At 34.0% G+C, this 11,921-nt stretch carries 9 protein-coding genes; 4 read left to right on the forward strand and 5 right to left on the reverse strand.

Annotated features, from left to right (window positions below; genetic code table 11):
- Positions 1-27: 27 nt before the first annotated feature.
- The 4 genes from ACT53I_RS07335 (at position 28) to ACT53I_RS07350 (ending at position 3,980) form a co-directional block, all read left to right on the forward strand.
- Positions 28-1,332 carry a DUF3570 domain-containing protein gene (locus tag ACT53I_RS07335; protein WP_476079086.1) on the forward strand — a complete coding sequence of 435 codons (1,305 nt, stop codon included), beginning with the start codon at positions 28-30 and terminating at the stop codon, positions 1,330-1,332.
- A gap of 10 nt (positions 1,333-1,342) precedes the next feature.
- Positions 1,343-2,440, forward strand: coding sequence for a VIT1/CCC1 transporter family protein (locus ACT53I_RS07340; RefSeq protein WP_476079087.1), 1,098 nt, complete (start codon positions 1,343-1,345; stop codon positions 2,438-2,440).
- Between the two features lie 89 nt (positions 2,441-2,529).
- The gene (locus ACT53I_RS07345) at positions 2,530-2,922 is read left to right on the forward strand and encodes a hypothetical protein (RefSeq protein ID WP_476079088.1); all 393 of its coding nucleotides are present in this window, start codon (positions 2,530-2,532) and stop codon (positions 2,920-2,922) included.
- Positions 2,923-3,005: 83 nt separating this feature from the next.
- Positions 3,006-3,980, forward strand: a complete 975-nt coding sequence (locus tag ACT53I_RS07350; protein ID WP_476079090.1) for a cytochrome b/b6 domain-containing protein — start codon at positions 3,006-3,008, stop codon at positions 3,978-3,980.
- A 68-nt stretch (positions 3,981-4,048) separates the two neighbouring features.
- Here ACT53I_RS07350 and recG read toward each other — a convergent pair whose 3' ends face one another.
- From recG to ACT53I_RS07375, 5 genes are all read right to left on the reverse strand, one after another.
- Positions 4,049-6,142: an ATP-dependent DNA helicase RecG gene (gene recG / locus ACT53I_RS07355; RefSeq protein ID WP_476079091.1), complete on the reverse strand. Its 2,094-nt coding sequence runs from the start codon at positions 6,140-6,142 to the stop codon at positions 4,049-4,051.
- Positions 6,143-6,391: 249 nt separating this feature from the next.
- The gene (locus tag ACT53I_RS07360; protein ID WP_476079092.1) at positions 6,392-6,928 is read right to left on the reverse strand and encodes a thioredoxin family protein; all 537 of its coding nucleotides are present in this window, start codon (positions 6,926-6,928) and stop codon (positions 6,392-6,394) included.
- Between the two features lie 18 nt (positions 6,929-6,946).
- Complete coding sequence (locus tag ACT53I_RS07365) at positions 6,947-8,458, reverse strand: peptide MFS transporter (RefSeq protein WP_476079093.1); 1,512 nt, start codon at positions 8,456-8,458, stop codon at positions 6,947-6,949.
- Between the two features lie 73 nt (positions 8,459-8,531).
- On the reverse strand, positions 8,532-10,037 hold the full coding sequence (locus tag ACT53I_RS07370; protein WP_476079094.1) for a peptide MFS transporter: 1,506 nt from the start codon (positions 10,035-10,037) through the stop codon (positions 8,532-8,534).
- A 102-nt stretch (positions 10,038-10,139) separates the two neighbouring features.
- Entirely contained in the window at positions 10,140-11,795 is a 1,656-nt protein-coding gene (locus ACT53I_RS07375; protein WP_476079095.1) for a peptide MFS transporter, read from the reverse strand.
- Between the last annotated feature and the right edge of the window lie 126 nt (positions 11,796-11,921).

The raw sequence follows: 11,921 nt of genomic DNA on the forward strand, positions 1-11,921 counted from the left end.
AATTACGAATCTATACAATCATTAACGATGAAAAAAAGCATAGTATCCGTACTTTTACTAGCCATCACTTTTGGTTTCTTTGGAAAATCAAAAGCACAAGAAAAAGACTCACTTTACGAAGCGAGAAAACTGAAAATTGACGAAATTAACTTTGTATCAGGATATTACACTCAAGAAGGTGAACACTCTTCCATTGGTGGAGGAAAAGGTGATGAAGCTTTGACCAATATTTCTAATTCTATACAGGTAAGATTACTTAAAAACAGTCAAAAATATGAACATAGACTAGACGTTGCTGTAGCAGTAGACCATCACACTTCTGCTTCTACCAAATTAATTAATAATGTTCCAGATGGTTCCCCTACCAATATATATTCTGGAAAAATAAGTGCCAAAACTGCTGCTTCTAGTGGAACTAGCGGAGTTACTGGTGCTTCTTCTAAATTTGTAGGTTGGAGAATTTATCCTTCTATTAATTATTTTGCTAAAAATTTAGAACGAAATACTACTTATGGAATTGGAGCATACTTTTCCCGAGAATTTGACTATCAATCCATTGGTGGTGAACTTTCTTTTGTAAAAGCGTCTCAAGATAATAATGCTGAGTTCAGTGTAAAAGCAATGGCATTTTTTGACCAAAGACTAGAAATTTTACCAGTAGAACTTAGACCTGTTAATACAGGAGTAAACAACAAAAAAGCTGACGATGACGAAGACGAACATGAAGGAGGCGATGATAATTACAAACTTTGGAATAAAAATTCTTATAGTGTAAATTTTGCCTATTCTCAAATTATCAATCCAAGATTACAAGTTTCATTGTTGGCAGATTTTGCATTTCAAGATGGTTTACTTTCTATTCCTTATAACAGAGTTTATTTTACCAATAATACGGTTTCCAGCGAAAAATTGCCTATGCAAAGAATGAAAATTCCATTAGGAATGAGACTCAATTATTTCTTGGGCGAAACATTTATTTTCAGAACCTATTATCGTTATTTCTTTGATGATTGGGGAATCAAAGCACATACTGCACAATTAGAAATCCCGATAAAAGTTTCGCCATTTGTTTCATTAAGTCCTTTTTACAGATATCATCATCAGACCAGCAATGATTATTTTAAACCTTACGGACAACACAATCCTGGCGAAAAATATTATTCTTCAGACTATGATTTATCTAGTTTTAATAGCCAAAATATTGGGTTAAATCTTCATTATTTACCTTTAGAATCTAAGATTTTTAAAAGTGTAGATTTCAGATATAGTTTTTATAAAAGAAGTGAAGGTTTATCAGCACATAATCTTACATTTGCTATAACCTTTAAATAACCATCACAAAATGAACTTAAAAAACATCCAAACCGAAGTAGACGCTTCTTTTCTGTACGGTTTATTAGCAGAGAAAGAAGAAGACCAAAACGTAAAAGAGATTTTTTCACAAATGTCTGCCATCGAAAAATCTCAAGCAGTAGCATTTTTACAGAAAGTAGGACTGACTGAAAAAGACATGCCGAAACCTTCTACAAGAGCAAAAATTCTTAAAAAAATTGGAGGAATTCTAGGATATGATTATGTTTTAGGGGTTTTAATGGATACCGAAAAATCACTATCAAGCTCTATTGGAAAAGCCAGAGTTAATACAAAAACTCAAGCATCTATTTCGGATACCGCACACGTGAAAATTTTAGAAAATATTCTTCAAAATAATCCTAAAATCGGCGGAAATGCACTTTCTCGTTTTGAAAAAAGACATCGTTCTGTTGGCGGAAACGCACTTAGAGCAGCTGTTTTAGGAGGAAATGACGGTTTAATTTCCAACTTTTCATTAATTATGGGAGTTGCAGGAGCAAGTAGCGGACAAAAAGAAGTACTGCTCGCAGGTTTAGCTGGGCTTTTAGCAGGTTCATTGTCTATGGCATTAGGAGAATGGATTTCGGTACAGAGTTCCAAAGAATTATACGAAAACCAGATGTCTTTGGAAATGGATGAATTAGAAGTAAACCCTGAAGGAGAATTAAAAGAAATAGAATTGATTTACAGAGCGAAAGGAATTCCAGCGGAACAAGCAGCACAAATGGCAACAGAACTCATGAATGACAAAGATTCTGCACATCAATTTTTGGTAAAAGAAGAATTAGGAATCAACTCCGAAGAACTGAAAGGTTCTGCCATGGAAGCCGCAATTTCTTCATTCGTATTATTTGCAATTGGAGCAATTTTACCACTTTTCCCGTTTTTCTTTTTAGGAGGAACTCCAGCAATTATTGCGAGTGCTATCTCGAGTTCGGTTGGTTTATTTTTAATAGGTTCTGCCATTACTCTTTTCACAGGAAAAAGCATTTGGTATTCAGGTTTCAGACAAGTTATTTTCGGATTATTAGCAGCAGCAATCACTTTCGGAATCGGTAAATTAATTGGCGTTTCTGTGATAGGATAATCATAAAATTAATGGCTAAAGTGAAATTGAATTGTTTTATTTTTAATGAAATTTAACTTTAGCCTAATTTTTATATCTAAAATATTGAGTTGAAAAAATTTATTTCCATATTATTCATTTCTGTTTATCTATTTTCTTTTCAAGAGTTTAGACAAGTTTTCAAATTGCCTACTTTGGTAGAGCATATTGTAAAACACAGAATAGAAAATGGTGAATTCTCATTGGTTAATTTTCTTAACCATCACTATTTCAGTGGAAATGTTATGGATAATGATTATGCTCAAGATCAGAAACTTCCTTTCAAACAAATAGATTTCACTCAATTTTCTACCATCGTTTTTGTAGTAGAATCACTTAATGTTTTAAAAATCGAAACTCCTAAGCACTTATTTACAGAAAATAAGAACTTTTTCATTTATAAAAACGACTTCATTTCTGAGTTTCATTACTCTATTTTTCAACCTCCAGAAATTTTATTGTAATTCTTTGATTTACATCAACTTTATCTTTTTTCTAATGAAAAAAGATAAATCTTACATTCTTATTACATTAAAATTAAAAAAAAATGAAAACAAAAATATGGTCTTTAACGACTAGAATCTCGCACTGGCTTTTAGCCATAGGATTCACCGTAGCCTATATCACTGGCGAAAACGAATGGCAAATGAATTACCACTATGCTTTTGGAGCATTAGTTGGAGGCATTTTATTTTTCAGAATTCTTTACGGAATTATTGGACCAAAATATTCTAATTTTGAAGATTTCCCAATGGGAATTTCTAAACAAATAGATTTCATTAAAAATTATTTCTCTAAAAATCAAACGTATGTAGGTCATAATCCTTTAGCATCTTTAGTGATGTTTTCTATGATGTTTTTAGGAATTTTCACAGCATTTACAGGTTATTTATGGGCTACAGAATCTGCACATTTTTTAGGATTTACTTTTACTGAAGAAATGGTAGAAGAAGGCCACGAAATTGGTGCAAAACTATTCTTAATTCTTGTATTTGCACATTTAGCAGGAATATTTGCGGACACTATTTTTCACAGAAAAACAGGAACTTTGGGTTCTATCTTCACAGGATACAAAAACGTACAAGCAGATGCTTCAAAAACAAATGCTTTTCATAAAATCTTCTCTATAATTTGGTTAGGCGTACCGATGATTTTATTCTACCTTGCTTTCGGTTTACCTGTAAATGAAAGAGGTAATGAAAGAGAAAATGAGGAAGAAGATGAATGGGAATCGCTGCTCTACCCTGACAAAAATTCTGAAAAATCACCAATGAATCTCATTGTGAAATTGACTAAAAACAGAAGCAATGTAGATGGAACCAGTTTGGCTTCTAGCAGTAGACAAACTGAGACTAATACTACTGTGAATACAGAAAGTAATTCTATCCAGAGTTATGCACAAAACTCACAATATTACACCGAAAACAGTAATGATGAGCGTGAATATTATGAACATGAAGAACATTCTAAACATCATCACGTAAAAAGAGAACATCATGATTATGATGAAGATGATGATTAATTTTAAAAAATAATAGAAAATACCGATGAAAATTTCATCGGTATTTTTATTAAGTTTTGGTTAAAAAATTAAGAGATTTTACCCCATTTATTTTTGCCTTTGTACTGCTTAACGTAGTAATTTCTAAGATTTTGATGCTCTGGAAGTTGTAGATTTCCGTCTATTTTTAGTAAGTGTTCTACAGTTTCTTTTGCTGCTTTTATGATATTACCATCATTTACCAAATCAAGGCGTTTAAAATCTACCATTCCGCTTTGTTGAGTTCCCAGAATATCTCCAGGACCGCGCAATTGCATGTCGACTTCAGAAATTTTAAAACCGTCATTGGTTTCGCACATGGTTTTGATGCGTTTTCTGGATTCTGCGGAAAGTTTATCGCCCGTCATCAGAATACAATAGCTTTGTTCTGCTCCTCTTCCTACTCTACCACGAAGCTGGTGCAACTGTGAAAGTCCAAATCTTTCGGCACTTTCTATGACCATTACTGAAGCATTTGGAACATTTACGCCTACTTCTATTACGGTAGTTGCGACCATAATATCTGCTTTTCCTTTGGCAAAATAATTCATGGCTGCATCTTTTTCATCGGGTTTCATTTTCCCGTGAAGCATGGTGGTATTATAATCTGGAAGCGGAAAAATTTCTGAAATATGCTCAAAACCTTCCATTAAATTTTTATAATCCAGCGTTTCAGATTCTTCAATTAATGGATATAAAAAATACACTTGTCTGCCTTTGGCAATTTCTTCTTTGGCAAAACCATAAACAGAATTTCTATCTTTTTCTCTTCGGTGAGCTGTGATAATGGGTTTTCTACCAACAGGCATTTCATCAATTACCGAAACATCCAAATCGGAGTAATAACTCATCGCTAGAGTTCTGGGAATCGGAGTTGCCGTCATTACCAAAATATGAGGTGCAATTTTATTTTTAGCCCAAAGTTTTGCACGTTGTGCTACTCCAAATCTATGTTGCTCGTCAATGATGGCCAATCCTAAATTTTTGAACCGAACAATATCTTCTAAAACCGCGTGAGTTCCTACTAAAATCGAAAGTTCACCGTTTAATAATTCTTCGTGAATGATTTTTCTTTCGGCAGTTTTGGTAGAACCTGTGAGTAATCTTACTTTGACATCCGTTTCCTTCAATAAATCTGCAATCGAATTAAAATGTTGAGTTGCTAAAATTTCTGTAGGCGCCATCATACAACTTTGGAAACCATTATCCATCGCCAAAAGCATCGCCAAAAGTGCTACCATCGTTTTACCAGAACCTACATCTCCTTGCAATAATCGGTTCATTTGGATAGGCTTTTTCAAATCATTTCTGATTTCTTTCAGCACTCTTTTTTGAGCATTGGTCAATTCAAAAGGAAGGAAATTTTCGTAAAAATTATTGAAATTTTCGCCTACTATCGGAAAAGGATTCCCAATCGTAAAACTTTTGTTGTAATTTTTTTTGAGACCGTAACCCAACTGAAAAAAGAACGCTTCTTCAAATTTCAATCTTCTGTCAGCATGTTTGGCAAAATCTGCATTTTGTGGAAAATGGATGTTAAGATACGCTTGTTGACGACTCATGAGTTTCAGAGATTTCATGAGGGAAACTGGCAAATTTTCTTCGATTAACTGAGGAATCTGCGAAATGATGTTGGCTTGAACCGTTTGAAAAAATTTCTGGTTTAGTCCACGTTTCGTCAATTTTTCTGAACTTGGATAAATAGGTCTGAGTCTTTCTTCTGCCGATTTTTTATCTTCTAATTCAATTTCTGGATGCGGCATAGAAAAACTGTGGTTAAACTCCTGAACTCTCCCAAAAATATAGATTTCTCGGTTTACGGGAATCTGTTCTTTCATCCAATTAGAATACTGAAACCAAACTAAATCCAGTGTTCCTGTTCCGTCTGTAAACTTCCCCGAAAGTCGTTTTTTCCCTTTAGCATAAGTAATTTCCTGCAATTCTGTGATTCTGCCTTTCAGTTGAATTTCTAAATTATCTTCCTTGATGTCTGCAATTTTATAGACTTTCGATTTATCCAAATATCTTATCGGAAAAAAATGCAGAAAATCTTCCACCGTTCTAATATCTAAGACATTAGCAATCAACTTGGCACGTTCTGTACCAATTCCTTTTAAAAATTCTATGGAAGTGTCTAATGTCAATGGTGAATTTGCTTCGCAGTGAACTGTGAGTTTTACGATGTGAAATTAAGGAAATTTGTTCAAAACTAAAAAAGAAAGACCTTCAATAATGAAAGTCTTTTTTATTATGTTTTGGCTAAAGCCAAATTGATTTTTATGATTTCTAAAACGGACTAAAGTCCGTTCCTATTGATAAAAATATTGATAAATCCTGTAGATTGCTTCATTATTTCATTCATCGCAAATATTTTTCAAAAATCATAACTCGAATCACTCTTTAATCTTAGATTTAAACTTCTTCTGGTAGTTTTCCCATTGTTCACGGGTTTTGATGTTTTTATATTCGTCTTTAGAAAATAGTGTGATATAAGGTTCTAATTCTTTGGCAGAGAAAAATCCCATCAAATTGGTAATCGGTTGAGCATTTTCGTCTAAAAATACCAAAGCTGGATAGCCACTCACATTCATAAACTTCGCGAACTGGTGCATTGCATTTTTGCTTTTTGCCTTGGTAGCAAAATCAGGATTGGTAAAAACTCTATCGTAAAAATTAACCGTCTGATTGCCTTCTGCGTTGAATTTTACAGCGTAAAAATTCCCATTGATGTATTTCGAAATAATAGGATGTGAATAGGTTTGTTTATCCATCAATTTACACGGTCCACACCAATCTGCATAAAAATCGATGAGAATCTTTTTTGGATTGGTTTTTTGAGCAGTTAACGCTTGTTCCATCGTCATCCAATTCACTTGTGAAAAGGAAAAACTGAACACCCAAAGAAATAACATCGATAAAGTAGTTTTCATACAGTAGTTTTTATGTGGTTAATGAACCTCTTGCATTAATTTTTTCACAAAAGGAGATATCAAAATCAGTACCAAACCAGCTATTAAAGCATAGATTCCTAAATCTTTATATCCTTCTGTGTAAGTAATCAGTTTTTCATAGTTGGTTGCACCTTCCTTTGCTGAAGCCATGTTTGCGCCAATAATTCCTGCAACATATTGTCCGTAAGCTGAAGCCAAAAACCACATTCCCATCATCATTCCTTGTAACTTTTCAGTAGAAAGTTTCGTCATAATAGACAAACCAATTGGCGATAAGCATAATTCGCCAAAAGTAATGACCAATAAAGCAATTGTGAAAATATTCAGAGAAGTTATCCCTTGAAGATTCGCGAAAAATTTAGTCGCAAAAAGCACATAATATCCTAATCCTAAAAAGATAAATCCTAAACCGAATTTGATTAAAGTATTCGGTTCCAATTTTCTTTCACTTAGCCAAATCCATAATAAACCAATAATTGGAGCTAAGAAAATAATGAAAAATGCTCCTCCAGAATTGTTAACTCCATTCGGGTCTAATCCTAGTAAGTCTTTGTTTAGATTATTCGCAGCAAAAATGCTCAAAGAACCGCCACTTTGTTCATAAATCCCCCAGAAAAGTATAGAGAAAATAATGAAAACCAAAGCTGCCCACAATTTTTTTCTTTCGGCAGGTGTAACCTTTGTCATTTCATAGAATAGATAAATGAGCGTCAATGGACCTACTATATACATAAACAAATCTGTGTATTCAGTTATAGAAACCATCGTCATAATTATTGGTACAAAAACCAAAGAAAGGACATAAACTCCATATTCTTTCCATTTTGCCATAGGTGAAAAAGTTCCGTCGGTATTTAATGTTTGAGGCTGTAAACCAATTGGTCCTAATCTTCTTTGAGTAAAGATAAAATTTACCAAACTTACTACCATAACAATAGCTGCCAAACTGAAAGCTACGTTCCATCTTTTATCTTCTGGAATAAAACTAGAAAACATTTCACCTTTACCAATAGCGATACAGAAATAACCACCTAATAAAGCGCCTAAGTTGATTCCTGCATAAAACAATGAGAAACCTGCATCTGTTCTAGAATCTCCCGCTTTGTAGAGTTTCCCTACCATAGTAGAAATATTGGGTTTAAAAAAACCTGTTCCAATTACCGTAAAAGCAATTCCTAAAAAGAAAAACTGATGTGGATCTATAGATAAAATAATACTCCCAACAATCATCAGTAAACCTCCCCAAAATAAAGATTTTCTAAAACCAAGGATTTTATCTGCAAAAAGTCCGCCTACGAAAGTAAAAGCATATACGAAAGCTTGAGTAGCTCCGTATTGTAAATTGGCTTGTTCGTCTCCGAAATTGAGTTGAGAAATCATGAATAACACAAGCATTCCGCGCATTCCGTAGAAGCAGAAACGTTCCCACATTTCAGAGAAAAAGAGTGACCAAATCTGGCGAGGATATTTGCCTTTAAAATCTTGAATTTGTTCGAGAGTTAATTCCATTGTAAAAATTTATGTAACGAAAATAAAAAAAACCTCTGACATTGCAGAGGTTTTAGTGAGTTTTATGATAATTTTAATTTACGCCGTGCATTTTCTTTTCTAACCATCTACTCATCACAAATAGAACTGCTGCTGCAACTCCACACATTACGATGAATACTAAGAAGAAATCAAATAAATTAGCAATTTGGAAACCTAAGAAAGAAGTAGTAGCAGCGCCTTCTCCAGCTTCTCCACCTCCAGGAATTAATGCTGAAAGTGTTCCTGCAAATTTATTCGCTGCTGCGTTTGCTAGGAACCAAGTTCCCATCAATAGTGATGAAAATCTAGCGGGTGAAAGTTTAGAAACCATTGATAATCCAATTGGTGACAAACAAAGCTCTCCCATCGTGTGAATCACGTAAAGACCGATTAACCAGAACATAGATACTTTATCCATTGCTCCTAAACCATAAACTGCAAATGCAATTACCACATAACCAAGAGCTACTAAAGATAAACCAATCGCCATTTTTTTAGGAGAAGTAGGTTCTAATCCTCTGTTTCCTAATCTTAACCAAAGTGAAGAAAATAATGGTGCTAAAAGGATAATTGCTAAAGGATTTACTGATTGGAAATAAGAAGCTGGCATTTCCCAACCGAATAAAGTTCTATCTGTTTGTCTGTCTGCAAAAATAGTAAGCGAAGCTCCTGCCTGTTCGAATGCTCCCCAGAAGAAAATTACGAAAAATGCCAGAATGAAGATCACCATAATTCTGTCTCTTTCGTCTTTTGTGAGGGATTTATCTGTTAAAATAATGAGTGGCATTGCAATCATCGCTCCGTAAATTAAATATCCAATAATATCTAATTCGCTATTGAACATCGTTTTGAAATTCATTAAGAAGAAAATCAAAGCGGTAGAAGCGATTACAATTCCTATTTGTTTTACACCAAATTTCTGTGTAGGCAAACCAATGGGATTATTGTCTGCATCAACTAAAAGTTTATTTTTTTGAGCTACGAAAGTGATTAAACCGATAATCATCCCGATTCCAGCTGCTAAAAAGCCCCATTTAAAATCTATTTTTTCGGCTAAAGTTCCGCAGATTAATGGTGAGAAGAACGCTCCTAAGTTAATTCCCATGTAGAAAATGGTAAATGCAGCATCTACTCTTCTGTCTCCTTTTGGATACAACTGACCTACCATTGTAGAAATATTTGGTTTGAAAAAACCGTTTCCAATGATGAGTAAAGTAAGACCTACCCACATTAATGAAATAGCAGCACCACCTGAAGCCGAAGCACTAAAAAACATCGCAAACTGACCAAGAGCCATTAATATACCTCCAATTTCTATACTTCTTCTGTTTCCTAAAAATCTATCAGAAAGATAACCTCCCAAAAGTGGTGTTAAGTATACCAAACCTGTATAACTTCCGTAGATATTAGAAGCATCAGAATCTGGCATAAGAAGCATTTTCGTCATGTATAAGATAAAAATTGCTCTCATACCGTAGTAAGAGAAACGTTCCCACATTTCAGTCATGAATAAAAGGTATAGTCCTTTAGGATGTCCTTTTTGTTGTGCTGTATCCATATTTTTATTGTTAATTTTTTGTTAAGACTAGCAAATATAGTTTTTTTTTGGTTTAGTCAATAAAAAAGTCAGCACTAAAAGTACTGACTTATATCTTCTTAATTAATGACCTTGGTCTTTCATAATTTTATTCAAACGCTTTAGCATAGCTGCTCCTAGTAAAGTCGCAAAAATGAGTAACGCAAAATTCACCAAGAAATAATTCATCTTATTGTCATAGCTGTACCAAGTACTTGCCAAAATTCCTGAGAGCTTATTCCCTACAGAATTCGCCAAAAAGAAACCACCCATCATTAATGCGGTGATTCTCGCTGGCGAAAGTTTTGACACGAAAGAAAGTCCCATCGGTGATAAACATAATTCCCCTACCGTAATAACTCCATAACTTGCAACTAACCACCACGGTGAAACTTTTACGGCTCCATTGTCACCCGCATAAACTGCAAGAACCATCACCAAACAAGAAAGTGCTGAGATAAATAATCCCAAAACAATTTTTGTTGGCGTTAAAGGTTCTTTTCCTTTTCTTCTGAGCATGGCCCAGAAACCTACAATTACTGGCGTTAACGCAATTACCCAAAACGGATTAATGGATTGGAATAATTCTGTATTGTATAAGAACACTTTTTGGGAAGGATTTTGCTCTAATTGTGCTTTTTGTTCAGGTTTAATATTTCTGAAATAGATATCTTTTCCTTGAGTTTTTAAGGTTTTTCCTTCTTCATCTTTTTGGGTTTGATATTGGTCATCATACACAGAAACTTCCTTATCTTTGAAATCTTTTCCGTCAACCATATAAATATCTTCCAAAGGTTTTTCTACACTTGAAGGAACACTTCTATCGGTATAATAGTTTGCCCAACGAGTTAAAGCTGTTCCGTTTTGCTTGAAAACTGCCCAGAAAAACATCGAAATTAAAAAGATGGATAACAATGCTCCAATCGCAGGTTTTTCTTTCTGATTCGCTTTGAAATAAAGAGAAACATAAAAATAAATAACAGGAATACAGGCAAAAATAAACGCATCTGTACTGTCACTTCCGAAAATTTCTCCTGGTAAGAACCAACCGATTGCTCCAGCAATAATTGCAGGTAAGAATACTTTAACCAAAATTTCAGAAAGTTTGGTATCTCCTTCTTGTACTGGCTTCATTTCTGCTGCTTGTCTGTAATGTTTCATTCCTACGGTAAAAACCACTAAACCTACCAACATCCCGATTCCTGCAGTGATAAATGCTTCTCCCCAACCGAATTTATTACGCATAAACGCAGCAATAATGTTACAAATGAAAGCACCGATGTTAATTCCCATGTAGAAAATGTTATAACCAGAATCTTTATTGGCTTTGTATTTTTCGTCTGAATAAAGATTTCCTAAAAGTGTAGAAATAGTAGGCTTAAAGAAACCATTCCCCACAATAATTAATCCTAAAGAAGTATAAAAAAGTGGTAAATCTTTGAAAACGCCCATCCCAATGTAACCTGCAGCCATCAAAATACCACCCAAATAAATAGATTTCACGTATCCTAGAACTCTATCTGCCAAGAAACCACCGATAAATGGAGTAAGATAAGTAAGAGCAATATAAGTCCCGAAGATATCATCTGCCATTTTATCAGGAAGACCTAATCCTCCTCTCATTCCTTCTGGCTCAATAAGATATAATACAAAAATTCCTAAAATTAAATAGTAGCCGAATCTTTCCCACATTTCTGTGAAGAACAAATACGGTAAACCTTTTGGATGTTTATTGTTCATAAAAATTTATTTTTCCCAAAAATAAGTTTTTATATTGAATGCAAAAAATAAGTTGAGATTAAAAACCGCTTTCTCTGAAAATAAAAAAAGCGGACTAAAGCCCGCTTAATATTGAGTTTCTGACTA

The organism is Cloacibacterium sp. DMC96, assembly GCF_056313765.1.

Excerpts from the sequence above, each read along its gene's own strand:
- ACT53I_RS07365 (WP_476079093.1), bottom strand. The coding sequence starts at position 8,458 with ATGGAATTAACTCTCGAACAAATTCAAGATTTTAAAGGCAAATATCCT.
- ACT53I_RS07375 (WP_476079095.1), bottom strand. The coding sequence starts at position 11,795 with ATGAACAATAAACATCCAAAAGGTTTACCGTATTTGTTCTTCACAGAA.
- ACT53I_RS07360 (WP_476079092.1), bottom strand. The coding sequence starts at position 6,928 with ATGAAAACTACTTTATCGATGTTATTTCTTTGGGTGTTCAGTTTTTCC.
- ACT53I_RS07370 (WP_476079094.1), bottom strand. The coding sequence starts at position 10,037 with ATGGATACAGCACAACAAAAAGGACATCCTAAAGGACTATACCTTTTA.
- ACT53I_RS07335 (WP_476079086.1), top strand. The coding sequence starts at position 28 with ATGAAAAAAAGCATAGTATCCGTACTTTTACTAGCCATCACTTTTGGT.
- ACT53I_RS07350 (WP_476079090.1), top strand. The coding sequence starts at position 3,006 with ATGAAAACAAAAATATGGTCTTTAACGACTAGAATCTCGCACTGGCTT.
- ACT53I_RS07340 (WP_476079087.1), top strand. The coding sequence starts at position 1,343 with ATGAACTTAAAAAACATCCAAACCGAAGTAGACGCTTCTTTTCTGTAC.